15 protein-coding genes are annotated in these 26,433 nt (G+C 75.4%); 6 read left to right on the top strand and 9 right to left on the bottom strand.

What is annotated here, in order from left to right:
- Positions 1–25: 25 nt before the first annotated feature.
- The 8 genes from ABT093_RS06735 to ABT093_RS06770 all read right to left on the bottom strand — a co-directional run bounded on the left by ABT093_RS06735 (position 26) and on the right by ABT093_RS06770 (position 17,001).
- Entirely contained in the window at positions 26–2,161 is a 2,136-nt protein-coding gene (locus tag ABT093_RS06735; RefSeq protein WP_350561098.1) for a hypothetical protein, read from the bottom strand.
- Positions 2,158–6,198: a vWA domain-containing protein gene (locus ABT093_RS06740; RefSeq protein ID WP_350561100.1), complete on the bottom strand. Its 4,041-nt coding sequence runs from the start codon at positions 6,196–6,198 to the stop codon at positions 2,158–2,160. The genes ABT093_RS06735 and ABT093_RS06740 overlap by 4 nt, the downstream gene beginning before the upstream one ends.
- Before the next feature lie 126 nt (positions 6,199–6,324).
- Positions 6,325–7,485 carry an ATP-binding protein gene (locus tag ABT093_RS06745; RefSeq protein ID WP_350561102.1) on the bottom strand — a complete coding sequence of 387 codons (1,161 nt, stop codon included), beginning with the start codon at positions 7,483–7,485 and terminating at the stop codon, positions 6,325–6,327.
- Positions 7,482–12,683 carry a hypothetical protein gene (locus ABT093_RS06750; RefSeq protein ID WP_350561104.1) on the bottom strand — a complete coding sequence of 1,734 codons (5,202 nt, stop codon included), beginning with the start codon at positions 12,681–12,683 and terminating at the stop codon, positions 7,482–7,484. The genes ABT093_RS06745 and ABT093_RS06750 overlap by 4 nt, the downstream gene beginning before the upstream one ends.
- Complete coding sequence (locus ABT093_RS06755; RefSeq protein ID WP_502884139.1) at positions 12,680–13,534, bottom strand: DUF4132 domain-containing protein; 855 nt, start codon at positions 13,532–13,534, stop codon at positions 12,680–12,682. Before ABT093_RS06755 ends, ABT093_RS06750 begins: the two co-directional genes overlap by 4 nt.
- Positions 13,535–13,708: 174 nt before the next feature.
- The gene (locus ABT093_RS06760; protein ID WP_350561106.1) at positions 13,709–14,929 is read right to left on the bottom strand and encodes a PQQ-dependent sugar dehydrogenase; all 1,221 of its coding nucleotides are present in this window, start codon (positions 14,927–14,929) and stop codon (positions 13,709–13,711) included.
- 142 nt (positions 14,930–15,071) lie between these two features.
- Entirely contained in the window at positions 15,072–15,875 is an 804-nt protein-coding gene (locus tag ABT093_RS06765; RefSeq protein ID WP_350561108.1) for an ABC transporter ATP-binding protein, read from the bottom strand.
- 88 nt (positions 15,876–15,963) lie between these two features.
- Positions 15,964–17,001, bottom strand: coding sequence for an ABC transporter substrate-binding protein (locus ABT093_RS06770; protein ID WP_350561110.1), 1,038 nt, complete (start codon positions 16,999–17,001; stop codon positions 15,964–15,966).
- 154 nt (positions 17,002–17,155) lie between these two features.
- On the opposite strand from ABT093_RS06770, the gene fhuB reads away from it, so the two are divergent.
- Both fhuB and fes read left to right on the top strand, forming a co-directional pair.
- A complete protein-coding gene (gene fhuB / locus ABT093_RS06775) occupies positions 17,156–19,327 on the top strand; it encodes a Fe(3+)-hydroxamate ABC transporter permease FhuB (protein WP_350561111.1) in 2,172 nt (723 codons plus the stop codon).
- Between the two features lie 16 nt (positions 19,328–19,343).
- Complete coding sequence (gene fes / locus ABT093_RS06780) at positions 19,344–20,576, top strand: enterochelin esterase (protein WP_502884147.1); 1,233 nt, start codon at positions 19,344–19,346, stop codon at positions 20,574–20,576.
- Between the two features lie 46 nt (positions 20,577–20,622).
- Here fes and ABT093_RS06785 read toward each other — a convergent pair whose 3' ends face one another.
- A complete protein-coding gene (locus ABT093_RS06785) occupies positions 20,623–21,120 on the bottom strand; it encodes a beta-class carbonic anhydrase (RefSeq protein ID WP_350561113.1) in 498 nt (165 codons plus the stop codon).
- A gap of 588 nt (positions 21,121–21,708) precedes the next feature.
- Between ABT093_RS06785 and ABT093_RS06790 the strand changes: the two genes are divergently transcribed.
- From ABT093_RS06790 to ABT093_RS06805, 4 genes are all read left to right on the top strand, one after another.
- Positions 21,709–22,206, top strand: a complete 498-nt coding sequence (locus tag ABT093_RS06790; RefSeq protein WP_350561115.1) for a hypothetical protein — start codon at positions 21,709–21,711, stop codon at positions 22,204–22,206.
- Complete coding sequence (locus tag ABT093_RS06795; protein WP_350561117.1) at positions 22,203–23,543, top strand: KGGVGR-motif variant AAA ATPase; 1,341 nt, start codon at positions 22,203–22,205, stop codon at positions 23,541–23,543. Before ABT093_RS06790 ends, ABT093_RS06795 begins: the two co-directional genes overlap by 4 nt.
- Positions 23,540–25,003: a hypothetical protein gene (locus tag ABT093_RS06800; protein ID WP_350561119.1), complete on the top strand. Its 1,464-nt coding sequence runs from the start codon at positions 23,540–23,542 to the stop codon at positions 25,001–25,003. Before ABT093_RS06795 ends, ABT093_RS06800 begins: the two co-directional genes overlap by 4 nt.
- Positions 25,004–25,358: 355 nt before the next feature.
- Entirely contained in the window at positions 25,359–26,339 is a 981-nt protein-coding gene (locus tag ABT093_RS06805; RefSeq protein WP_350561121.1) for a GNAT family N-acetyltransferase, read from the top strand.
- The last annotated feature ends 94 nt before the right edge of the window (positions 26,340–26,433 follow it).

A 26,433-nucleotide genomic window follows, 5' to 3' on the forward strand; every position in this document is an offset into this window, starting at 1 on the left:
TACCTGCTTGTGCAAATAGTTCTCCTTATGGCCGGACCGGGGCGGCCCCGGCCGGGGCCGCCTGCGGCGGAGCGGACCAGGCGGTCGCGCAGAGCGCCGAGGCCAGCTCCTCCTCGTACCAGGCCGCCGCCAGCCAGGCGGCCGCGAAGGCGCCGTGATCGTCCGCCACCACCCGGCCGAAGACGTCACGCGGCTGGTCCACCGCCGCCGCGAGCAGCCCGTCCAGCAGCGCCGCACCGGTGGCCAGCCCCGCCGACCGCAGCCGGGCCCGGTCGCCGCCGACCACCCGGGTGCCGCCGAGCGCCAGCGCCGCCCGGCCGCCGGTCACCGCCTGCCCCACCCGGCGGGCCAGCAGGTGCACGGGGGTGGCCGGTTCGTCCGCGAGACCGGGCGCACCGAACGGTGCGGGCGCAGCGGACCCGGCCGGGCCGGCGGGCGGGAGGGCGAGGTCGGCCGTCTGGAGCCGCTCCAGGCCCAGGTTGACCCGGCCCGCCCGGTCGGCGGGCAGCGCGAGCGCGGGCTCGCCGCCTGCCGGCCCGCCGCCCGGGGACGCCGACGCGGCGGCAGCGTCGGCGCCCGCCGTGGGCGGCAGGCCGACGGCCAGCAGCCGCAGCTCCGGGCGGGCCGCGCGCTCCAGCCGGCCGATCACCCGCAGCCGCAGGCCGGGGGCGGTGGCGAGCAGCGCCAGGTTCCCCCGGTACGCCAGCCCCGGGTGGTCGTGCGCGGCGCGCAGCGCCACCACCACGCCGTCGCACTCCGCCAGCAGCCGCTGCTCCCCGCCCGCCCCGTACGGCACCGCGCCGAGCAGCGTCACGTCCAGGAACAGCAGCTCGCTCCCGGCCGGCCTGACCTCCGCCGGCACCGCCGCCGCGGCGAGCGCCCTCGCCACCTGGGCGGCCGGCGGCTCGCCCCAGAGCCCGGCGAGCGGCTCCGCCGTCCAGGCCGCGCCCGCCGCGCGGACCGCGCGGACCGAGGCGCCCGCCCCGAGCCGTCCGGCCGCCGACCTGGTCGCCCCCTGCACGGCCAGCCCGGCCCGGGTGAACTCGCGGTGGCTGAGCATCGCGTCCCCCAGCCGCACCGCCCGGTTCCCGGCCCCGACCGCCTGTGGCGCCGCCCCGGAGGCGTCGCTGTGCGGCATGACCTCCGCCATCGTGTGCAGCCCGCCGCCCGCGTCCACCGCCCAGGTGAGCACGCCCGCGTGGGTGGCCGTCAGCACCGGCTCGGCGAACAGGCCGTAGAGCCGCAGGCCGCCCGCAGGCGCATAGGCCTGGCGGGCCGTTCCGCGCAGCTCCGCGACGCCCGGCGCGGCCGATGGGGCCGGCGGGACCGGTGTTGCTCCCGTCGGCGCTGCTTCCGTCGGCGTCGCTTCCGGCGTGGCGGCGAGGGCCAGGGCGGTGCTGAGGCCGAGGAGTTCGCGCAGGCCGGCCGTGAGGTCGGCGAGCCGGTGGTCCGGCGCGCCCGACCGGGCGGCGCGGATCCGGGTGACCACCGCCACCGCCGAAGCGGCCGGTCGGTGCAGACCGGCCAGCCGGGCCCGGTGGGCCGCGCGCAACAGCTCCGCCTGGAGCACCGCGCCCGCGCCACCGGTGCCCGCCGCCAGCACGGCGGCGCTCACCCGGTGCAGATGCGCGGCGGCGGTCCGCTCGGCGATGGTGAGGGCCTCGGCGGGCTCGGCGGGCCCGGGCGGGGAGGTCGGGGCGGCCCGGTCCGTCCGTCCTGCCCGGTCGGGCCGGTCCGGCTGGTCGGGCTGGTCCGGCTGGTCGGACCGGTCGAGTCGGTCGGACGGCGGGGTCCCGGTGGTCTCGCCGTTCCCGTCGGCGAGCGGCTCGTCGTCGGCGAGCGGGCAGACCGTGACCGCCGCGGCCCGGTGCACGCAGGCGGGCGCCAGCAGGCAGCCGCAGCGCACGTCCGCCTGGTCGGCGACCACCCCTCCCGGTGCGTGCAGGACGAGCACCGTCTCCTCGTCCACGGCGATCCGCCAGTCCTCGCCCGTCCGCTCCACCGGCCGCTCGGCCAGCTTGGCCGCCGCGCCGTCCAGGCGCTTCTGCAGCCGCGCCGACAGCCCGGAGACCACCTCGGCGACCACCTCGGGCCGGACCGCCGGCCACGGCGCGTCCGTCCCGCTCTCCGTTCCCGCCACTGCCCCTGCCATCTCCGTCATCGGACCTTCTCCCCCACCCAGCGGGCCAGTTCCAGCGGGCTGAGCGCCGCCACCGGCATCCCGGCCGCGACCAGCTGGCCCGCGACCGCCTTCGAGTACCGGGCCGCCCCGGTGTCGTCCAGTGCGGCGCAGCCCAGCAGGTGGCAGCCGGAGTCGACCAGCGCCCGGGTCTGCGCGAGCAGCCCGCCGACCGGGCCGCCCTCCTCGAAGTCGCTGACCACCGCGATCAGCGTGCGGGACGGCACGGTCACCAGACCCCGCGCGTACTTCAGGCCGGCCGCGATGTGCGTGCCGCCGCCGATCCGGACCTCCAGGAGCAGGCCCAGCGGGTCCGTCACCTGGTCGGTCAGGTCGACCACCTCGGTGGAGAAGGCGACGAAGTGGGTGCTCAGCGAGGGCACTCCGGCCAGGATCGACGCGGTCAGCGCCGCCCAGACGGTCGACGCCTCCATCGAGCCGGACACGTCCACGACCAGGATCAGCCGCCAGTCGGACGCCTGGCGGGCCCTGGTCCGGAAGACCGGGCGCTCCGGGACGATCACCATGGCGCCGGGTTCGCCACCGGGTTCGCCGCCGGACGGCCCTCCGGCGGGGTCGGCCGGGCGGGCGGTGGCGAGATTGGCCCGAATGGTCCGGTGCAGGTCCAGTCCGCCGCCGGGGCGGCGGCTCGGGCGCGGCACGCTGATCCCGGTGAGGGCGGGGCGCAGCCTGGTCGCCAGCTCCCGGCTCAGCTCGTCGACCAGGCGGCGGACCAGCGGTCGCAGCCCGGCCAGCCGGGCCTCGGGCAGGCCGCCCGCGTGCTCCAGGACGGTGCGCAGCAGGTCGACCGACGGGCGGACGGCGCCCGGGTCGATCGCCTCCAGCGCGTCGCCGCGGCCCCGGGCGACGGCGGCCGCCAGCACCTCCTCGCGAAGGCCCGGACCGAACAGGGCGGTCAGTTCCTCGGACCACTCGCGCACTCCCGGGTAGGGCGCCTCGCGCCCGCCCCGGTTGCCGCCCGCGCCGCCGCGGCCGTCCAGGCCGGGGCCGGAGCCCTCGCCGTGTCCGGTGCCGTACAGCTCGTCGAGCGCGGTCGCGAGGCGGGCGGCCCGGCCGCCGAGGCCGCCGCTGCCCGGTCGGCCGAGCAGCAGCCGCCAGCGCTCGGCCGGGGCGAGGGCGTGGGTGGCGGCCGGTGTTGCTGCCGATTCCGTCGCCGTCACCGGTGCCGTCGCCGGTGTCGGTGTCGGTGTCGGTGTCGGTGCCGGTGCCTCGGAGGTGGGCGCCGGGAGGAGGGCGGGGAGCAGCCCGCGACGGGCGAGCGCGGCGCGGGCTGCCAGGTCGGCGCGCGACCAGTCGGCGAGCAGCGCGGGCGGCACCTCCGCGGGCAGCGTGTCCAGACGGGTGCCCAGGCCTTCCTCGACGATGTCCAGCAGCCGGTCCCGGGCGGCCGGGCTGAGCGTGTCGAATCCGCCGCGCAACGCGGGCAGGCGGTCCAGGAAGGCGTTGTCGGGGAGGGTGACCACCCGTTCGAGTACTGGTTCGAGCACCCCGGGGGCGGTCGAGAACAGCCCTTCGGCGGCCGTGAGGAGTCCGACCAGGGACCGTTCGAGAGTGTGCCGGGCATCGGGTCCGGTGGCGCCGTCGACCCAGGAGGCGGCCCGGTCGCCGAACACCGCAGGCTCCTCCTGCCGGAGCAGCACGCGCACCGCCCCGGCCGCACCGCGCACCAGGGGGCTTCCGGCGTCCGCGAGTTCGGCCAGCGCGTGCCGGAGCCGGACGCCCCCGGAGAGGTCCGCCCGTCGCGCCAGCTCCACCAGCGCCCGGGCGTCGTCCGCCTCGTCCGACCCGCCGAGCCCCTCCAACTGCCGCACCGCCGCCACGGTCAGCACATCGGCCGCCGCCGCCAGCGCGGCGAGAACCGGATCCCCCGAACCGCCGGTCGACGCGGCCGGGGAGCCCCCACCGGATGCGGTCACGCCCCCGGTCTCCACCACCGATGCGCCGACATCAGCCGCACCGCCAGGCGACACGGCCACCGCCGGCCCACCAAGCACCAGTCCAGGAACCCCCGGATCACCCGCAGGCGAGGCGCCCGCAGATCCGACGGCCCCACCGGTCGACCCAGCGTCCACGAGGCCGCCCCCAGCCGTCCCGGCCGGTGCGGCCGGCGAAGTAGCCGCAGGTTCCGACCCCGCCACCGGCAGGGCGGCCACGGACGCCGGGACGGCATCGGGCGACCCGGGCACGGGGGCCGGGGGCTGGTGGGTGGCGGTGAGGCGGTCGAGGAGGGCGAGGGCGTTGAGGAGGTCGGGGAGGGTGCCGCTGGTGGGGAGGACGGCGGTGAGCTGGGTGAGGCGGGTGTCGGTGAGGGCGGGGAGGCCGCAGGCGGCGGCGTCGGCGAGGCCCTGGAGGACCTCGCGGGCGGTGGGGCCGTCCGCCTGCTGTTCGCGGCGGAGCCGTTCGCGCAGCGCGCCCTCGGCGGCCTGGGCCGGAGTGACGCCGCGGGTGCCGGCGACGGTGAGCATGGCGGCGACGGCCGGGGTCCAGCGGACGCGCCAGCGCGTGGTGAGGGTCTCGGTGCCGCCCGCGCCGGTGGTCTCGACGGGTTCCGCGTAGGGGACGCCGCAGGCGGTGAGGCGGTGGAGGAGGAGTTCGCGGCGCCGGTCGAGGGGTGAGCGCAGCGGGTCGAGCCGCAGTTCGCGGGGGGCGGGCTCGGCGTTGTCGCCGGGGCCGGGCAGGCCGAGGTCGGCGAGCAGCTGCTCGACGGCGGGGGCGAGGCCACTGCGCGGGGCGGCCGGGGTGGGCTCGCCGGTGCGGGTGCCGACCAGGACCTTCTCCAGCGCGCGGGCCACCGCCCGGCCCCGGCCGAGGGGTTCGCCCTGGGCGAGGACGGTCTGCACCGCCTCGACGAGTTCGCCGCGCCCGGGGGCCGCGAGGGCGCGCAGCCGGGCGAGGTCGCCGGCGAGCCGGACGATCTCGCGGGCGTCGGCCGGGCCGGAGGGGTGGTCCTGGGCGCGCAGGGCCTCGCAGATCCGGACGGCGGTGCGGACGAGTGCCTCGGTGAGGCGGTCCGGGTCGCCGGCGGCGTCGAGCACGGTGTGCTGCCACTCGGGGTCGCGGATGCCGGCCGGGTAGCCGGAGCGGGCGTCGAGGAGGGGGTAGGTGTACGGGATCAGGGAGACGGTGTGACGGGCGTCCGGGGCCGGTTCAGGGGCGGGCTCGGGAACGGGCTCGGGGGCGGGCTCGGGAACGGTCTCGGCCGGGGTGAGCGCGGGGGCGTGGAAGGCGCCGATGACGGCGGCGACCCGGCGCCCGCCGGTGCCCGCCTCCCGCAGACGCTCCCGCATCCAGGCCTCGCGCCGCAGGTCGTAGGGGTCGACGCCGGGGCCGTCCTCGGCGTCGCGGCGCAGCGCCCAGCCGACCAGCAGCGCGGCGCGCCGGACGGCCTCCGGAGTGGAGCCGGGGGCGGCGGTCTCGACCAGGCGGTCCCAGAGGTCCTCGTCGTCGTCGCGCCCGGTGAGGCGGTGGCGCAGCGCGTCGGCGACGCCGGGGCGGGCGTCGGGGCCGGTGCGGGCGTGCTCGCGTTCGGCGTACCGGTCGCGGACGGCGAGGGGCAGGTCGCAGGCGATGGTCTCGACGCCGTGGCGGCGGGCCCAGCGCAGGGCGGCGAGTTCGGGCGAGAAGTCGGCGAAGGGGTAGAAGGCGAGCCCGGTGCCGTGGCCGGCCTCGGCGCCGATCCCGTCGGCGCTCCCGTCCGAGCGGTCGGCGGCGGGGGCGGCGGCGAGGGCGACCGGGGCCTTGGTGGCCTCGTCGGCGAGCAGGTCGAGCCAGGGCTGGAACTCGGCGGGCAGCTCGACCAGCAGCACCTCGGGCGCGGCGGCGTCGAGCAGGGCGGGCACGACGGCGCTGAGCGAGGGCGCGTGGTGGCGCACCCCGATCAGGTAGGGGCCGGGCGTGTCGAGGCCGGACGCGGCCAGTCGGGTGGCCTGGGCCTCGACCGTCCCGCGCGGGTCGTCGAGGCCGGGGCCCGCTCCGCCGGGCGGCACCGCGCTGCTCATGTGTTCACCTCTCGGTGGGAGTTCAGGGGTTCGGGAGTTCAGGGGTTCGGGAGTTCGGGGGTGGAGGAGTCCGGGTGTGCGGGGCGGCCGGCCCGGCGCCCCGGCGGGCGCCGGGCCGGCCGGGGCTCAGTGCTCCAGGGCGGAGCGCAGGTCCCACAGGGTGCGCCAGGTGGCGGCGCCCTGTTCGGCACGGCGGCGGACCGGGCCGTCCCAGTAGCCGAGCAGCCGGGCGGCGTCGGCGGGGTCGTCCTTGCGGACGACGCCGATGAGCTGGCCGGGCAGCCGGCCGAGCAGGTCGCCGCCGTCGGGCAGGTAGGCGGCGGTGACGCCGAGGGCGGTCGCCACCGAGACGGCCTCGGCGGTGCTCATCACGGTGGAGGGGCGCTCGACGTCCCAGCCCTCGGTGGAGCGCCCGGTGCGCAGGTCGCGGAAGGCGGTGACCAGGGCCTCCAGCACCGCGTCGTCCACCGCGTAGGCGGCGCCGGCGCGGGCGACGGCGGCGGTGGACTGGCGGCGGACCAGGTCCACCTCGGCGGCGAGGCTGCCGATCGGGCCGACCGTCTCGAAGTTGAACCGGCGCTTGAGGGCGGCGGACATCTCGCTGACGCCCTTGTCGCGCAGGTTGGCCGTGGCGATCAGGGTGAAGCCGGGGACGGCGTGCAGCTGGCCGTCGGGGGTGCCGGCGAGTTCGGGGACGGCGACCCGCCGCTCGGAGAGCAGCGAGACCAGGGCGTCCTGGACCTCGGGCAGGCAGCGGGTCACCTCCTCGACGCGGGCGACCGCGCCGGTGGTCATCGCGGTGAGCACCGGCGAGGGCACCAGGGCGTCGCGGCTGGGACCCTTGGCGAGCAGCAGGGCGTAGTTCCAGCCGTACTTGAGCTGGTCCTCGGTGGTGCCGGCGGTGCCCTGGACGGTGAGCGCGCTGCTGCCGCAGACGGCGGCGGCGAGGAGCTCGGAGAGCATCGACTTGGCCGTGCCGGGCTCACCGACCAGCAGCAGACCGCGCTCGCCGGCGAGGGTGACGACGCAGCGTTCGACCAGGGCCCGCTCGCCGACGAACTTCTGCTCGATCGCCAGGCTCTTGCGGCCGGCCTTGAGCTTCTCGCCGCCGCTGCCCATCACGAAGGTGACGACGGCGCGCGGGGTGAGCCGCCAGCCGGGCGGGCGCGGGCCGGAGTCGTACGCGGCGAGGAACTCCAGTTCGGCGGCGTAGCGCTCCTCCGGCAGGACGACCTGCCGGGCGGCGGACCCCGGCGCAGCGGTGGCGGTGGACGTGGTGGTGGTCATCGGCGGGCCTTCCTGCGCTTGCCGGTCTGGAGCTGTTCGAAGCCGGGGGCGTCCCCGTCGGTGACGCGCTGCCAGGCCCGGGTGAACAGCTCCGGGACGGGCAGCTTCGGCAGTGCCGCGTGGTGGGTGGGCAGCGGGTAGAGGCCGGCCTTCCAGGTCTCGACGGGCAGGCCGGGGGCCTTGGCCTCCTGCCAGCCGCCGGGGAGGAAGAGGGTGCGCCCGGCGCGGGCCCGCTTGGCCTCCACGACCAGCCCGGAGGCGAGGAGTTCGGCGCGTGCCTTCTTCAGCCGGGCCGGCTTCCAGCCCGTCCAGCGGGCGACGTTGCGGTCGGTGGGGTCGGGCAGGGCCAGCAGCTGGAGGTAGACGACGGCGGCGTCCTCGCCCAGCTCGTGGGTCTTGGCGACCTCGGTGACCAGCTCCGGCACGGTGAGCAGCGGGTGGTGCGCCCAGACCTCGGCCCCGGCGTCGGCTCCGGCCCCGACGTCGGCCCCGGCGCCGGTGTCGCCGGCGTCGGCCGTCCCGGGGAGGTCCGGCAGGGCGGCCAGCCGGTCCAGGCCGCCGTCCAGGAGGGCGGCGAGCACGGACCGCTGGCGGGCGAGCCAGTGGCTTTCGGCCAGGCCGGTGAGCAGTTCCAGTGCCGGGTCCTGCGGCCCGCTGACGCCCGCGGGGCGCCACCAGATGTACTCCGCCTCGTCGTGGCCGGGCGACAGCACCACGGCCTCGCCGCAGCGGACCAGTCCGTCGGCGTCGGCGCCGCCCTCGGCGGGCAGGCCGAAGCGGGTGCGCAGCACGGCGGCCAGCGGCTCGCCCTTGCTGTTGCGGCGCAGGTCGAAGGCGAGCAGCAGCCCCGGGTCGGCCAGGCGGGTGCGCAGCGCCCGGACGGCCGGGGCGAGCAGGGCCCGCAGCGGGCTGTTCCAGGACAGCCGGTAGGCGAGCCAGGCGAGGGCGTCGGCGAACTCGGACAGGGTGCTGTAGTCCGGGAGGGCGTCCGCGTCCTCGGGCAGCAGGCTGAGCTTGCCGGCGTCCCCCACGGGGGTCAGCCGCTGGCGGGTGGTGCGGCTCAGCCAGGGGGTGGTCGCGGCGTTCAGGATCTCCTCGATCCGCTGGACGCTCGCACCGCTGACGGCGGCCTGGTCCTGGTCGGACAGGGTGACGATCCGTCCGAGGCGCTGGATCCAGCGGGCGGCTCCGGCGGCGCTGTCCGGGCCGGTGGTCCAGAGCTCCTCCGGGTCCTCGGGCAGCAGGGCGGCCCAGGTCTCGGCGAGGACGGACCGCTCGTGCCCGCGCAGCCAGTTGCGGGCGGCCTTGGCCTCGGCGGCCTTGAGGCCGTACTCCTTGAGCGCCTCGGCGGGCAGCCCGGCGCCGTACCACTGGATGAGCGCGTCGGTGGGGCTGAACAGCAGGGTGGAACGGACGGCGCCGATGCCGGTGCGCTCGCCGAAGTCGGCGGCGCGGTCGGCACGGTGGGTGATGGCGCCGCGCTCGGCGAGGAGGGCGGTGAAGCGGGCGACCCAGGCGGCGGTGACGCTCTCCTCCGTGGTGCGCTCGAAGGCGGTGCCGAAGTGGGCGACCGGGCCGAACTCGCCGCTCGGGTCGTGGTCGGCGGCGAGCCAGAAGACCTGGTCGTCGATGTGGTGGCTGCAGCCGAGGATGATCACGGTGCGCTCGCCGTGCCGCCAGACCTGGCCGGCCCGGCGCTCGTGCCTGTCCTCCTTGCTCAGCCCCTCGGTGAGCGGCTCGGTGAGCCGGATCTGGCGCAGGGTGGCACCGCGGTCGGCGAGCGGCCCGGCGGTGAGCTCGGCGAGCAGCAGCACGAGCGAGGCCCGGTGCTCGTCGGAGGTGAGCGGGGCGGCGGCCGCGTAGGCGAGGACGCCGACCTGGCCGAGTGCGTGCAGCCAGCCGTGGTGGGTCTCGTCGCCGTGCAGATCGAGCTGCTGCGGGGTGCTCCAGCCGTCGCCGTCGGCCGCGGGGGGCTCGGCGAGGACGGCGGTGACCGTCCGGAGGTTGTTGAGCACGCGGTAGTTGACGCTGCGGTCCCAGGAGCGGCCGAAGCCCCCGATCCCGGGCAGCAGCAGGGTGGCGGCCTCGCCGAGCTCGTAGTCGGTGCCGTGCTCGGGCCGGTAGGCGTACCTCGGGGCGCCGGAGGAGCCGGTGGTGCGGGGGGCGTCCTCAGGCTGCGGGAGGTAGCGGGCGACCGTGTCGAGCAGGTTGGCGGCGGCGCGGGCGAGGCCGGTGACGCCGGCCAGCACGCGCCGGTGGGTGATGCCCGGCAGGGCCTGCGCGACGGCGTCGAGCGGGAGGTCCTCGGCGGCCTTGCCGCTGCTGACCACGGGCCGGCGCACGCCCTGGACGGTGATCCAGCGCTGATCGGCGGCGGCGACCGGCTCGGCGTCGGCCGGCCAGGCGGCGTCGATGAGCCGGGCGGCCTGCTCGTCGGTGACGGTGCGCAGCGCCGTGGAGGCCTGCTCGTCGCGCGGGCGCAGGGCGTGCCAGTGGGCGAGCGGCGGCACGACGGCGGTGCCGGCCGCGTCCAGGCCGCCGGGGCGGCCGGGTTCGACATCGGCGGTGCGGCCGGTCGGGTCGGCGGTGACGGTGCCCTCGGTCGCGGAGTCCTCGGTGGGCAGGCCGAGGACGAGGTGGTGCTGGTGGCCTTCCTGAACCAGCGGGCGCCCACCACCGGGCAGGGCGAGCCGGGCGCACGGGTGGATCCGGCCGCCGGAGTTGTCGAGGACGAGCGTGGTCCCGTCGGCGGTTCCGGTGGTGACCCGGGAACCGTCGATCCGCACCCAGTGGCCGAGGACGGTGCCGTCGGTGCCGAGCGGGGTGTCCTCCAGACCGGGCTGGAGCGGCAGCATCCTGGTGCGGTTGAGTTCGAGGCGGCCCGCCGCGGCGCCGGCGGCGATCCGCGGCGGCTCGGAGACGCGGCCGACGGTGCCGGTGGCGGCGTCGAGTTCGTGCAGGACGTAGCCGCGGTTCCAGCGGCCGGCCCAGTGGCCGGTGCCGTCGGAGAGGACGTGGTCCTGGTCGGGCACCTGGGTGTCGCCGACGTGCAGCGGGCGGTGGCCGCCGGTGCGCCCTCCGCCGGGCAGCGGGATGGACGCCGTGTTGATCTCGTCGCTGCCGCCGTAGTAGCGGGCGATGTTCTCGCCGCCGAGTTCGAAGGTCTCGGTGGGCCGGCCGGACCAGTAGGCGTGCTGCTTGCCGTCGTGGTACCAGGCGACCAGCAGTTCGCCGTCGGTGAAGCGGAAGTGGGCGTGCTGGTGGCTCTCCAGCTTGTGCGGGATGCGCAGGGTGTGTTCGAGCACGATGCCCTGCGGTCCGGCCACCACGACCTGGTTGCCGCGGCCGAGCACCAGGTGCGGCCAGGCCTCCTGCAGCACCAGCCCGTCGGGCAGGCTGCGGCCGCTGCCGAAGCCGGGGGTGTCGCCCTCGCCGGCGCCGAGCCGGACGAGCGCCTCCTCCAGGGCCGGCCAGGCGAGCTCGTCGAGGATGCCGCCCCGCAGGGCGCGGGCGAGCAGCCCGGCCACGTCGAGGCCGGCGATCCGCCGGGCGGCGGCCGGGTTCTCGTCACGGATGCCGGTGCGGTGGGGGCTCAGCCCGCGCAGCATCGCGGCGGCGCTCTCCAGGCCGCGGACGGTCTCCAGCTCGTCGGCCCGGGCGTCGGACCACTCGACGAACAGTTCGCGCAGTACCGGCCGGGCGGCCAGGCCCCGCCTGTCGACGGTCTCCCAGACGGCGGGGACGGCGGCGCGCAGGGCGGGCCGGAAGCGGGGGTCGGCGGCGATGGCGGCCAGGGTGCGGCCGTCGGCCGAGGAGGCGGCGACCCAGTGCTGGAGGAGGAAGGTGTGGTTGTCGGCCGGGTCGGCGACCGGAACGCCCTCGGCGAGCAGCAGGTCGAGGAGTTCGAGCTGGGTGGCGCTGCGGCGCACCCCGGTGAAGAGGTCGACCGGGACGGCCTCGGCGCGCAGCCGCTCCAGCATGCGGGTGACCAGGCCGATGGTCTCGGTGTTCAGGCCCCGGTCGCGCCAGCCGCGGCCGAGGTGGTTGGTCCAGCGCTGCAGCCAGGCGGCGGCCGGCTCGGGGTCCCCGGCCGCGTCCGCGCCGGCACCCGTGGCACCCGTGCCGGTGGCGGCGGCCGGGTCGGTGAGCAGCCGCTCGGCGCCGCTCTCGGCGAGCAGGGTGAGCCAGGCGGTGTCCTGGACGTCGGCGTCCTCGTTGCCGGACGGGGTGGGCAGCAGTTGCAGGAGGCGGGCGCGGACGGCGTCGTCGCGCTGCCCGAGGGCGACGACGGCGTCGTGCCAGACCTTCCAGAACGTGCCGGGCGCCCGGTTGACGGCGGGTGAGGCGAGCAGCTCGGCGAGCAGGTCGCGCTCGTGCTCCTCGCGGTCCAGGCCGGCGGCCTTGAGCAGAGCGCGGGCGTCCTCGGCGACCCCGGCGTAGGGGGCCATGCCGGCGGCGGAGCGCTCGGCGCACAGCTGGCGGAACCGCTGCCAGGCGGTCAGCGGGTCGAGCCGGGTGCTCAGCTCCTTGACGTACTGGCGCAGCGCCTTGACGCTGAGCGCGCCGGCCAGGGCGAACTCCAGGAAGACGGCGCGCAGCCGCTCCTCGTCGACGGCGAGGCTGTGGGTGCGCTCGGCCTCGCGGGCCTTGCCGAAGAAGGTGCTGGCGTAGGTCTGGTTGCCCTGTTCCAGGAAGATCCGGCCGACCTGCTCGCAGTAGGTGGGCAGGAAGTGCGGAACGGCGCGGCCGAGCCGCACGGCCAGCTCGTCGAAGCCGTCCTTGGCGTGGCCGGGCTTGGACTTGGCCTGGCGGGCGAGCCGCTCCATCTCCTTGACCAGGGCGAGCGCGTGGTGGCCGTTGGCCGGGTCGTGGACCAGCGCCCAGGCGGGGAAGCCGAGCGCCTCCTGGCGGACCTGGCCGACCTCGACCGGCTCCACCGCGGGGGCGAGCCCGAGGAAGTCGACGGCGGCGTCCTCGGCGGGGCCGAGCGCGCCGGGGACCAGGCGCACGACGCGGCGCCCGTCGAGGGCGGGGTGGGCGTAGGTGCGGGCGGTGAGGACGTCGGCGGCGCTGTCGGGGGCGCCGGCGCCGGGCAGGGTGCCGGGGGCGAGGACCGCCCCGGCCTCCAGCAGGCGCTCGTGACGGGCTCTGTCGCCGGGCGCACCGGTGGTGCGGTCGGGTCCGGTGGTCGTGCTCATGCGGCTTCCTCCCCTTCGATCGTGCGGCCGGCGTACAGTGCGGCGGCCATCCGCATCCCCTCGGACCAGGCGACCGGTCCGACCTCGGCCAGCGGCAGGACCTTGCCGTCCGGGCCGGTCCAGCTGAGCGCGCCCGTCTCGCACTCGTCGTACTCGTAGTAGTCGCCGACCCAGACCCGGGCCTCCAGGTCGCGGCCGTCCTCGACGACGGGCAGCACGGCGTGTCCGCCGCGGACCCGGTAGCCGAGCCGGGCGCAGCGGCCGAGCAGGTCGCGCAGCGCGGCGTAGTGCCCGCCGGCGTAGGTGGTGACCTCGGTGCCGGCGGTGTCCGCGGGCCGGTGCCAGACCTCCCGGTACAGCTGCTGGACCTGCTGGGAGACGCCGAGTTCGACGGCGAACTCGCGCAGCTCGTCGAGGTCCTCGAGCAGGACGGGGTGGGGTATCCGCAGTTCGCCGTCGGTGAGGCGGACGGTGTCGCCGTCGAGGTCGACCAGGCCGAGGCCGCGCTCGGCGTCGGCGCCGCGCAGGAAGCCGGCGACGGCGCCGTCCGGCCCGGTGACCACCAGGTCGCGCAGTACCTCCTGCCACGCCTCGTCCGCCCAGACGGCGGTGACGACGGCGGCGGGCACGGGCAGCGAGCGGACCATCCACCGCTCGACGCTCTCCCGGCAGCCGCGCCGGTGCGCCTCCAGCCACTCGGTGAGCTGCTTGAGCCCGACGACCACCGGATCGTCGTTCAGCTTCGGCGGGACGGCTTTCAGCTGACGGCCGGCCGCGTTGCGGCAGACCACCTTGCCCTCCTCGTCGAAGGCGACTTGGTAACCGCCCGTTCCCGTTTCCACCCACGCCACGGCCGCGCTCCTCCCAGTCGGTCAGTGATGGGAGGAACGTAACGGGGCACACTGACAACCGAACCGGCAGGGAGGGGTACTGACCGGTAGGAAGCGTCGCATCCCGGGTCGAACCACGTTCAAACCGCTCGAACAGGTGATCCAGTACCGCTCGCGGTCACCCGGAATCGACGGTCAGCCGCCGGTGGTGACGGTCAGCCGCAGGATCCGGTCGTCGCCGGGGCGAGGCTCGCCCCGGCCGTCGGTGTTGTCGGTGAGCAGCAGCAGGGTGCCGTCCCGGTCGGCCACCACGGTGCGCAGACGGCCGTACACCCCGGAGAGGAAGTCCTGCGGCGGGGCGGCGGGGCGCTCGCCGTCCAGCGGGATCCGCCAGAGCCTCCCGCCGCGCAGCGCGGCCATCCAGACGCCCCCGGCGGCGTGGGCGATGCCGCTCGGCGAGGCGTCCGCGGTGTGCCACTGGGCGACCGGGTCGGTGAACCCCGGGCGGCCGGCGGCGCCCTCGACGGTCGGCCAGCCGTAGTTGCCGCCGGAGGTGATCAGGTTCAGCTCGTCCCAGGTGTCCTGGCCGAACTCCGAGGCCCAGAGCCGCCCCTGCGGGTCCCAGGCCAGGCCCTGGACGTTGCGGTGGCCGAGCGAGTACACCGGCGAGCCGGGGAACGGGTTGCCGGGGGCGGGGGCGCCGTCCGGGGTCAGCCGCAGCACCTTGCCGCCCAGGGAGTCGCGGTCCTGGGAGAGCGGGCGCTCGTTGGCGTCGCCGGTGCCGGCGTACAGGAAGCCGTCCGGGCCGAAGGCGATCCGGCCGCCGTTGTGCCGGGAGCCGTGCGGGATCCCGCTCAGCAGGACGGCCGGATCGCCCAGTTGGGAGCCGGCCGGACGCGCCGGGTCGTAGTCGAGGCGGGCGATCCGGTTGTCGGAGGCGGTGGAGAAGTAGGCGTAGACGCGGTGGTCGGTGGCGAAGCCGGGCGACAGGGCGAGGCCGAGCAGGCCGCCCTCGCCACCGGCGGTGACGCCGGGGACGGTGCCGGCCTCGGTCCGGCTGCCGTCCTTCGCCGAGACGCGCACGATCCGGGCGTCGTCGCGCTCGGAGACCAGCAGGTCGCCGTCGGGCAGCACGGCCAGGCCCCAGGGCGAGGAGAGACCGTCGGTGACGGTGCCCACGACGTCCACCGAGACGGGAGCGCCCGGCGCGGGAGTCGGGGTCGGCGTCGGAGTCTGCGCGGTCGGGGCCGGGCTCGTCGGCGCGGACGTGGTCGGCGCGGGCTCGGAGGCGCCGGACGCGCCGGACGTCGTGGGCGGCACCATGGCGTGCCCGGGCGCGGCGGCCGAGGAGCAGCCGGCGGCGGTGGCCGAGCCGAGGACGAGGGCGACGAACAGGGCGGCGGAGCGACGGAGCATCGGTGACCCCTCCCGGGGACGCGGGCGCGGCGGCGGCACGGACGTCCGGTGGACGCCCGTCCAGCAGACCACACCCGGGACCGGGACCGGCCGAACCCCGCCGCGCCCGCCCGGCCGTCCGGGGGACCCCGGGCGGCGGCCGTCAGCCGACCGGGGAGGCCGCCGCCCGCTTCCCCGCGCGCGGCACGATCACCGGCGCGCCGTCCCCGGGGGCCGCGAGCACGTCGCTGTCGACGTCGTACAGCGCCCGCACCAGCGGCGCGTCGACCACCGCGCGCGGCGCCCCGCAGGCGACCACCTCGCCGCCGCGCATCGCCACCAGCAGATCGGCGTAGCGCGCCGCCGCCGCGAGGTCGTGCAGCACCATGACGACGGTGCGCCCGCCCGCCGCGACCTCGCGGACCAGCTCCAGCACCTCCACGGCGTGCCCGAGGTCCAGCGCGCTGGTCGGCTCGTCGAGCAGCACCACGGGGGCGTCCTGGGCGAGCACCATGGCGAGCCAGCAGCGCTGCCGCTGGCCGCCGGAGAGCCGGTCGAGGCGGCGCTCGGCGAACTCCTCGACGCCGGTGGCCCGCAGCGCCTCGGCGGTGAGCCGCTCGTCGTCGGCGGACCACTGCCGGAACAGGCCCTGGTGCGGGTGGCGGCCGTAGCGGACCAGCCCGGCCACGGTGACCGCCTCCGGCGCCTGCGGGCTCTGCGGCAGCAGCGCCACCCGGTGGGCGGCCTGCCGGGGGCGCAGCTTCCAGACGTCCTCGCCGCCGACCAGCACCCGCCCGGAGTCCGGCCGGTGGAGGCGGGCGATCGAGCGCAGCAGGGTGGACTTGCCGCAGCCGTTGGGGCCGACGATCGCGACCACCTGCCCGCCGGGCACGGTGAGGTCCACGCCGCCCAGCACCGGGCGTCCGGGGCCGTATCCGGCCCTGAGGCCCTCGACCGTCAACTCCATGGCGGGTTCCTTCGCTCGGGATGCGCTGGGGAGGGGAGAACGAGCCGGGCGGCGGACGCCCGGTGAGGGGGGCGCCCGCCGCCGGCGGTCACTTGGCGCCGAGCGCCTTGCCGATGTCGCCGATCACGACGTCGGCCGCGAGCGGGCCGCCGCGGGTGGACCAGACCGAGCCGTCCACGGTCACGGTGTGGTTGTTCTTCACCGCGTTCAGCTCCTGGTAGGCGGGCTTGGACTGGACGTCCTTGAGCGCGGCCTTGCCGTCGTCGGTGAGGGTGGAGAGGAACAGCCAGTCGCCGTCGATCTCGTTGATCTTCTCCAGGCTCAGCGCCGGGGTGTGGGCGTTGCCGTCCTTGTCCTGGGCCTGCGGGCGGGTCAGGCCCATGTCGAGGGCGACGCCGCTGGCGAACTGCTTCTTCTCCATCCAGCTGGGGCCGGTCGGGTTCCAGCGGACGATGGAGACGGCCTTGCCCTTGTTCTCGCCCAGCTCGCCGCCGGCCTTGGCGGCCTTGGCGTCGTAGTCGGCGATGACCTTGTTGGCCTGGTCGAGCTTGTTGACGGCGTTTCCGATGCCGCGGAAGGACAGCTTCCAGTCGTCGGTCGGGGCCATGGTGACCAGGGTGGCCGGGGTGATCTCGCGCAGCTGCTTGAGCACCTGCTGGTCCTGCATGTCGCCGGCCAGGATCAGGTCGGGCTTGGCGGCGATCACCTTGTCCATGACGGGCTGGAGCAGGTTGCCGACCACCGGGATGCCCTGGACCTTGTCCTTCAGGTACGCCGGCGGCTCGTTGAGGCCCTGTCCGTTGGTGATGCCGGCCGGCTTGAGGCCGAGGGCGAGCACCGCGTCGAGGTCCTCCTGGGTGAGGGTGACGATGCGCTTGGGCTCGGCGGGGATCTCGACGGCGGTGCCGGTGGCGTCCTTGACGGTCCGCTTGCCGCCGGCCGCGTCGGCCGCCGGGCCGCCCGCGGCGGTGGTGGAGGCGGCGGAGGGCGAGCCCTCCGCGGAACCCTTGTCGGAGGAGCCCGAGGAGCCGCAGCCGACGAGCAGGAGCGTGGCCGCTCCGGTGGCGGCCAGCGCCTGGACCGCACGGCGGCGGGCGGGGTGGAGCGGGCTCTGGCGGGTCGACATGGAGGCCTCCGGGCAAGGGTGTTGCAGACGGGCGGTGCGGTCGGTGAGCGGTGGAACGGTGGCGCGGTGCCGCGAACCAGGGGCGGTCCGGACGGATCCGACGCCGGGTCGGACACCTGCCCGACCGCGATGACCATTAGGTTAGCCTTACCTTATGACATTGTCGCAAGTGGGTACCGCCGAGGCGGCCGACGCGGATCCCCCCGTCCCCGCCCCGCCGGCGGCCGAACGGTCCCGCCGCACCTCCTGGGCCGTCGCCGGCGGCATCCTGGCCGCCCTGCTCGCGCTCACCGCGCTCTCCCTGTCCGTCGGCGCGGGCGAGGTCGGCCCGGGCCGGGTGCTGGACTACCTGCTGGACACCGACGGCGCCCGCTCCGACAGCCGGCTCGCCCTGGTCGTCGGCGACCTGCGGCTGCCCCGCACCCTGACCGCCCTGCTGGTCGGCGCCGCCCTCGGCGTGGCCGGCGCCCAACTGCAGGCCGTCACCCGCAATCCGCTCGCCGAGACCGGCCTGCTCGGCGTCAACGCCGGCGCCTCGCTCGGCGTCGTGCTCGGCATCGCCGTCCTCGGCGTGCAGACCTCCTACGGCTACCTCGCCGCCGCCTTCGGCGGCGCCGTGCTGGCCAGCGGGCTGGTGCTGGCGATCGCCGGCAGCCGGGGCGGCGGCTCCCCGATGCGCCTGGTCCTCGGCGGCTCCGCCGTCGGCGCCACCTTCGGCGGCCTGACCGGCGTGCTGATCGTCAACTCCCCCGAGGCGTACGACCGCTACCGGGTCTGGGTGCTCGGCTCGCTGGCCGGCGTGGAGGGCTGGACGACGCTGCGCCAGCTCGCCCCGGTGCTCGGCGCCGGTTTCCTGGTCGCCCTGTTCACCACCCGGCCGCTGTCCGCGCTCGCGCTCGGCGACGACCTCGCCCGGGGCCTCGGCCACCGGCCCGGTGCCACCCGCGCCGCGGTCGCGCTCGCCGTCACCCTGCTCACCGCCTCCGCCGTCGCGCTCGCCGGGCCGATCTCCTTCCTCGGCCTGCTCGCCGGCTTCCTGGCCCGCGCCGCCGCCGGCCCCCGGGTCGGCCGGCTCACCCTGCTCGCCGGACTCGTCGGCGCGGCCGTGCTCACCGGCGCCGACGTGCTCGCCCGGGTGGTGGCCCGCCCGTTCGAGGCGCCGGTCTCGGTGATCGTCGCGCTGATCGGCGCGCCCACCCTGATCGCCATCGTCCGCTCCCGGAAGTCGGCCGCGCTCGGCATGGCCGACACCGCCCCCGACGCGCCCTCCGGCCGCGCCGGCCACGACGAGGAGAAGGCACCCCGGCCCGACCTGGTGATCCGGCGCGGCGCGCTGTCCGTCCTGCTCCCCCGCCGCAACGCACTCGCCGCGCTCGGCCTCGCCGCCGTCCTGCTGGCCGCCGTGGTGGTCTCCGCGCACGCCGGGCAGAGCGAACTCGGCCTCGGCCGCACCTTCCGGGCCGTCTTCGGCTACGGCGAGCGCCTCGACGTGCTGCTGGTGCAGAAGTTCCGGCTCGGCCGGATCGTCGCGGGCCTGGCCGCCGGCGCCGCGCTCGGCCTGGCCGGCTGCCTCACCCAGACGCTGGCCCGCAACCGGCTCGCCACCCCCGAACTGCTCGGCGTCAACGACGGCGCCACCGCCGCCGTGCTGATCTCGGTCACCGCCTCGGGCGCGTTCGGCGCCTGGTGGGCCGGGCCGATCGGCGCGCTGGTCGCCGTCGCCGTGGTCACCACCGTCTCCGGCGGCCTCGGCGCGCGCGGCTACCGGGTGCTGGTGGTGGGCCTGGCCATGTCGGCGCTCGCCTCCGCCGTCATCCAGGTGGCGATGGCCCGGCGCTCGCTCAGCTCGGCCTCCTCGCTGTACGTGTGGACCTCCGGCAGCCTCAACGGCCGCGACTACGAGGTGGCCACGCCGGTGCTGATCGGCCTCGCCGTGCTGGTGCCGCTCGCCCTGGTGGTGGCCCGCCGGCTGGCCGTGCTGCGCTTCGACGACAACGTGGCCTCCTCGCTCGGCGTCGACCCCGGCCGGGTCCGGCTCGCCTGCCTGCTGCTCGCCGTCGCGCTGGCCGGCCTCGCCGTCGGGGTCTGCGGACCGGTCGGCTTCGTCGCGCTGGCCGCACCGGTGATCGCCGGACGGCTGGCCGGCCCGGCCCGCGTCCCGGTGCTCGGCTCGGCGCTGGTCGGCGCGGTGCTGATCGTGCTGGCCGACACCCTCGGCCGGGTGCTGGTCTCCGGCGTCGAGATCCCGGTGGGCATCGTCACCACGGTGCTCGGCGGGCCCTTCCTGCTCTGGGTGCTGCTCGGCCGCAAGGGCACCCCGGCCTGACCGAACCGCATGACCGATCGACCCCGACCGCCCCACCCCGTTCGACCATCGAGGAGTTCCTTCCGTGCAGAGTGAACAGCCGGACACCGGGGACGGGTTCTGGGCCCGGGTGGCCGCCGAGGGCGCGCCGCTGGTCGACCCCGACCCCGAGGACCCGGCCTACCGGCGGGTCACCTTCGTCCTGCGCGACGAGCCGGGCGAGGAGCCGTACGACGCCGTGCTCGCGCTCGTCCACACCGTGACCGACAAGGACCGGCACGCCGGCGACCTCACCCCGCACCTGATGGAGCGCCGGGCCGGCGGCTGGTCGCGCACCTACCGGCTGCGCGCCGACCACCGGGCCTCCTACCAGCTGTACCCCGTGCGCGGCGCCGTCCCCGGCACCCGGCGGGCCGACTGGCTGCGGGTGCTGGACGGCGCCCGCCCCGACCCGCTCTGCGCCGGCGAGCACCTGCCCGCCCGCGACGGGCGCCACCCCTCCTCGGTGCTCGCCCTGCCCGGGGCGCCCGCCCAGCCCTACGCGCGGCGGCGCCGGGACGTGCCGCGCGGGCGCACCGTGCGCGCCGAGGTCGCCGGGCGGCGGATCGACGTGCACCTGCCCGCCGGGCACCGCGCCGACGCCGGCCCGTACCCGGTGCTGGTGCTGCTGGACGGCGAGATGTGGGGCGAGGTGCTGTCGTTCGGCGACACCCTGGACAACCTGACCGCCGAGGGCCTGCTGCCGCCGACCGTCGCCCTGTTCGTCCACACCATGGGCCCCGGCCGGCCGGAGGACCTCAGCTGCAACCCGGACTTCGTCGACCTGCTCGCCGACCGGATCCTGCCCTGGGCCGCCGCCGAGCACCGGGCCACCTCCGACCCGGCCCGCACCGTGATCGCCGGGCAGAGCGCGGGCGGCCTGACCGCCGCGTTCGCCGCCTTCCGCCGCCCGGCCCGGTTCGGCAACGCGCTGTCGCAGTCCGGCTCGTTCTGGTGGCCGGACGGCACCGAGCTCGACGGCGGCAGCGAGTGGCTGACCCGTCGGTTCGCGGCCACCGAGCGCGTCGGCGCCCGGTTCTGGATCGAGGTCGGCCTCCAGGAGTGGATGCTGCTCGCCCAGAACCGCCACCTGCGCGACGTGCTGACCGCCCGCGGCTACGACCTCGCCTACCGCGAGTTCAACGGCGGGCACGACTACGCCTGCTGGCGCGGTGGCCTGGCCGACGGCCTGGTCCACCTGCTGGGCCCGGGCGGACCGGGCGGGCGCTGACCGGCGGTTCCGGCCGTCGGTCGGCGCCGTCGGTCGGCGCCACCGGTCAGAGCTCGACCTCCTTCAGGAGCCCGGTCGCGACGTCGAAGACGAAACCGCGCACGTCGCTCGTGTGCGGGACGAACGGGCTGGTGCGGATCCGGGCGGCCGACTGCCGGACGTCCGTCTCCAGGTCGGCGAAGGCCTCGGCGGCCCACGGGGGCTTGATGCCGGTCTCCTCCCGGATCGACTCGCGGAACGCGTCGTCGGCGAAGGTCAGCATGCCGCAGTCGGTGTGGTGGACGAGGATGATCTCCCGCGTCCCGAGCAGCCGCTGGCTGATCGCCAGCGAGCGGATGGCGTCGTCGGTCGCCACCCCGCCGGCGTTGCGGATCACGTGCGAGTCGCCCTCGGCGAGGCCGAGCGCGCCGTAGACGTTGAGCCGGGCGTCCATGCAGGCCAGGACGGCCGTGCGTCGGGCCGGCGGGAGCGGGAGCGGCCCGTCGAAGGCCGTGGCGTAGTCGGCGTTGTTGCGCAGGTAGTGGTCGGTGGCGGTGTCGGTCATGGCGGACTGACGTCCCTTCGGTGCGGTCGGATCGTGGTCTGCCGGGACACGGGGGCGCGCGGGAGTGCGCGCGAGTGCACACAGATGCGCGCGGATCGAGTGCCGCGCCCGGCACGGGCGGACGACGGCCCCGGCGGCGCCCGCACGGGGCGGCACGGCCGGACGGGCCGGGTGGTCGGACGATCAGACGATGACCGGACAGCCGGTGGAGTGGACGCGGCCGAAGTCGATGTGACGACGGCGGACGAGCACGGTCATGCGGGCACCGTACTGCCCACCACGCCCCGCCCGCCCGCGAATCCGCCATTCTCCACCCCACCGGGTGACCACCCCCGCCGGTCATGTCATGGACGCCACGACCCGCACCGCGTCCGGCAACCGTCACCCCGGATGTCTTCGACACGGCGTCGCACACCGTCGACCTCCACGGCACGCTCAGGACCACCGTCCTCGGGGCGGCCTCCGTCCCGTACCTCGCCGACAGCACGGCGAACAACGGCTCTCGCCCGGGGACCGGCGCCGCCACCTCGGGGGTTCGGGGACCTTCGAGGCTGGAGGATCCGGGAGAAGTCCCCCTAGGATCAGGCCGTGTCACAGACTTCGAAGGAAGACCACTACGCGGACGCCGCGTTGCGTCACCACAACGACGCGGTCTACCTGCACGATGACGGCCGACTGCCCAACGCCGACCATCATTTCGGCTTTGCCGTGGAATGCGCGCTGAAGAGCCTCATGCTCAGGTACACCCGGGTATCGATGGATCCGCTCCGACCCGGCGGACGGCCGGCCGGCAAACCGTACATCCCGCAGCAGAACGGCAAGCAGAAGCAGATCGGGCATCTTCCCGAAGCCTGGTCCGACACGGGCGACGTCATATCCGATGCGACGCTCCTTCTTCACGGGCGCACCGGAAGCGCCCTCGCCTCGATCCTGACGGCTTCGACACCGTTCTCCACCTGGAGCGTGCATGATCGCTACAGTGACGGTTCTTCCATCGTCGAGGCTGATGTCCGAGCCCGCCGTGCGGCCTCGGAACTGATTCTCGCCCTGCACGAGCAGGCGCTCATTGACGGAGTACTCACGTGACCATCCCGCCCGAGCCGGTTCGATTCGACCAGGCGCGGCCTCTCGCGCTCGCGGTGGCCGTCGATGTGGCCGCTTCCGGCGTCGACGTGTTGGTCGTGCGGGACATCCTCGGTCGCCTCGCGCTGCTCCTGGACGACCGGTCCTCGAAGGTTGACACGGCCGACCAGGAACTCTGGTCCGGCCGACTCAACAGCACGCTGGGCCGTTACGTAGCCGAGCGGCCCCTGCTGCTCGCTTCCAGACTCTTCCAGCCGGACGCCTACTTCGCTTCGCCCCGGGCCACTCCTGACCTCCGGTACGTCGCCGAGCCCGGCCGCGGCAGCATCCGATGGCTCGACAACACGGTTGTCGGCGGGGACTGGGCCCGTGTGAGCACCCCGGACCAGCATGCGGGCGGCACCCGCACCGCCCGCACTGCGCTCTACGGCTTCAAGGGTGGCGTGGGCCGCTCGACGGCCACCTTCATGCTGGCGAAGCACCTCGCGGAGCGGGGCAACTGCGTCCTCGTCATCGATCTCGACCTCGAGTCTCCCGGAGCGGGACCGCTTCTCGTCAGCGAGGAACAGCTGCCCAGGTACGGGATCATCGACCAACTCGTCGAATCGGCGCTTCGCAACGACGAGGGCCTCGACCTCGTAGCACAGGCGACCCATTTCCAGCTCCAGAACAATGGCGAGCTCTGGGTGGCTCCTGCCCGGGGGCGCGGCGAACCCGATGCCGAATACACCTATGTGGACAAGCTCAACCGTGTCTACGCCGATGTCCCGGGCCAAGGCCAAGGTGCCTTCTCCGACCGTCTGGAGGCTGCGGTCCGCGCTTGCGAGGACGCCGTGGCCAGGGAGAGCCGCCGACCCGATGTCGTCCTTCTCGACAGCCGCGCGGGTATCCACGACATCGCCGCCGTCGCCATCTCACGCCTGTGCGACCTCGCCCTGCTGTTCGGCAGCGACAACGGGCAGACCTGGGCCGGTTACCGCGATCTCTTCACGGCCTGGCTTTCTTCCGGCAAGGCACCCGAGATTCGCGAGAAGCTCAGGATGGTCGCCTCCATGGTTCCGGATGCCGGGACGGCCGCCTATCTGGAAACCTTCCGCGACCGCGCGTGGGAGTGCTTCTCGGTCCTCTACGACGATCTGGTCGATGGAGACACGGGCTTCAACCCCAGCCCGGAAGACGCCTCGGCCCCTCATTCCCCCATTCCTATCCTGTTCGCCCTGGAACTCGTCGGCCTCGACGCCGTCTCCACGCCAGGATGGGACGACCGCGCGTTCGTGCGCGCCGCGTACGATTCCTTCCTGGAGACCGCCACCAACCTGATGATCGAGGGACCGCGATGACCGCCCCGCTTGAAGCCGAGGACTACCGGAACCTGCTGGTTTCCGCGCTGCCTCCCGCCCAGGACGCGGACACCGTCGTACCCACGCTCCTCAACCTCTTCACCCCCGACACCCACCGCCTCGCACTCCATGTCGACACCACCGTGGTCCGCGGCGGCCGCGGAGTCGGCAAGACCTTCTGGTGCCGCTCGCTGCTCGACGACCAACTTCGAGACGTCGCGGCGGAGGAGTATCGCATTGACCGGCTCCGGAACCTGAAGGTCTCCCCCGGATACAGCGCGATGCTGCAGCCCGACCTCTACCCCGGGGCCGGCGAGCTGGCGAGTCTGGTGGACCACGGCATCCGCGCCTACGACTTGTGGAACGCCGTGCTGCTGGTGACGCTCGGGCAGCCGGAGCTCCAGGGAAGCATGGAATGGAAGGACCGTATTGCCTGGGTCCGGGCCAATCCAGGAGCACGCGACCGCACCATCGCGCGGGCGGACGCCGAAGCGCAGGTGGCCAGAACCACGCAGCTGATCCTCTTCGACGCACTGGAGCACCTCCACCGCGACCGGACCCAGGCCGACCGGCTGGTCGCCGGCATCCTTCAGCTCGCCCTGGAGATGCGGCTCAGCACCAAGAACATCCGGTGCAAGATCTTCATCCGCCCCGACATGTTCGACGGCGCGCTCCTCCACTTCCCGGACGCATCGAAGCTGACCTCCAACGCTGCCAGCCTCCAGTGGACGACCACCAACCTGTACGGCCTGTTCTTCCACTACCTCGGCAACCACGACAGCGCCGAATCCACGAGGTTCCGCTCCTGGACCGGGAGTTGGACCGAGCATGCCGGGCGGCACCTCCCTCCCTCGACACTGCTGGGTGACGAGCAGGTGCAGGCATCCGTCTTCAGCCAGCTCGCCGGACCCTACATGGGGGCGAACTACCGGAAGGGCATCACCTACACCTGGCTTCCGAACCACCTCATGGACGGCGTCGAACAGGTGAGCCCTCGCAGCTTCCTCAACGCGCTGAGCATGGCCGTGGACGAGACGCGAGGGAAATACGCGAGCCATCCCTTTGCCATCTACCACGAGGGAATCCGAAAGGGCGTCCAATCGGCGTCGCAGACTCGCGTCAACGAGATCCGCGAGGACATGCCGTGGGTCCGGACGGTCATCGAACCCCTGGCCGGCCAGCAAGTGCCGATCGACCAAGGACTCGTCCTGGACCTCTGGGCGGCATCGGACCTGGCAGCCACCCTCGGCAGGGAAGCAGCCCGCGCCAACGCGGGCGGGAACGGAGCAGAAGTCCGAACTGGACCGCGCTATCCGGACGACTATCTGCGGCTTATCGACGAGCTGATCGCCCTTGGCGTCATGCGCCGCCGCAAGGACGGCAGAATCGATCTCCCGGATGTCTACCGGATCGCATTCTCCATCGGCCGCAAGGGCGGCGTGCCGAAAGTGCAGTCCTAGGCCTGGCGCACCGTGTTCCGTCACCGCACAGCCGATTCCCGGAGTGGCCGCACGCCCACCACGGGCGGGTCGCGCACGCCGGCAGACCCACCGGACGACTTCGCCCGACAGCCGGGCCCGGCACAACCCCGCGAGACGAGGAGTGCGGCGGACGGGCACTCATACCGGTCCGTTTCGGGTCCGGCATGCCGTGCCGGACCCGAAACGGACCCATTCGGAGCGGGGAGCCCGGACCACCGCACGGAGCCACTTGAACAGGGCCCCACGAAGCCGCTCGGAAATATGCCGGCCGGGCGAGCGGGAACGCCAGTAAGGTTTCACATGTGACGCTCTTATCTCTTCACGGCGGTCACGGGTGATCCGCCCGTTCCTGCCCGCCGTCGACTATCCGGCACTGGCCGAACTGCTGTCGGCCGAGGGGCCCGCGACCGTGACGGCGACCGAACTCCTGGAGCGGGACGCGGCGCTGCCGGGTACGGACGAGTTCCTCATCGATCATCGGGGGCGGCTCACCGGACACGGCCGGGTCCGGCTGGTCCAGCCCGGCCCCTCCGGCGACCTGCTCGCCTTCGCCACCGCCTGGCGGGCGCCGTGGACGCCGCCCGGCGACCTCGCCTCGCTCGTGGTCAGCGCACCCGGGCGAGCGCCGGCATGGCTGCTGCCGCTCTACGACGGGCTGGAGCGCTGGGCGCGCGGGGCCGGCGCCTCCCGGATGCTCGGCGAACTCCCGGACGGGGAGGGGAGGTCGGGGCACACCCGCGGGACGTGCCCGTCGGACCTGACCGGCCTGCTGCTCGGCCGGGGCTACCGGGTGGACGCGCACGTCCGGTCGGCCGTCGCCTCCATCGGGGCGCACCTGCCCGCTCCGCAGGCGCCGCCCGGCCTGCACCTGGACACCCTCGCCGACACCACCGCGCCCGAGCCCGAGCGGCAGCTCCACCACCTCTACCGGGAGACCCTGCGCGACAACCCGGGATTCGCCGACGCCCTCCCGGATTTCGAGCCGTGGCGTGCCGAGGCCCTGGACGGACCCGGCGGGCGGCCCGACTGGGTGTTCACCGCCGAGAGCATGGGGCGGATCGTCGGCGCGACCGTCGTGCACGCCGTGTCCGATCCGCAGGCCTGCCGGATCGACTACACCGGGGTGCTGCGCCCGTGGCGGGGCCGCGGGCTGGCCCGGGCGCTCAAGCTGCACGCCGCCCGGCACCTGGCCGGCCACGGCGTGCGGACCGCGCACACCGAGGTCGAGGCCGGCAACGTGCCGATGGTCGCGGTGAACACCGCCCTGGGGTACCGCTGGGGGCCGGGCCACCGGCGGCTGGTCAAGGAGTTCTGAGAGGGCGTTCGATAGGGGAATCCCCCCAACTGTCCGGCTTCCATTGGCGCGGCACGGACTCGGTTCCAGGATCTCGTAGCGGCCGGGCCCGCGT

The organism is Kitasatospora sp. NPDC002551, from assembly GCF_040296005.1.
Taxonomy (GTDB): domain Bacteria; phylum Actinomycetota; class Actinomycetes; order Streptomycetales; family Streptomycetaceae; genus Kitasatospora.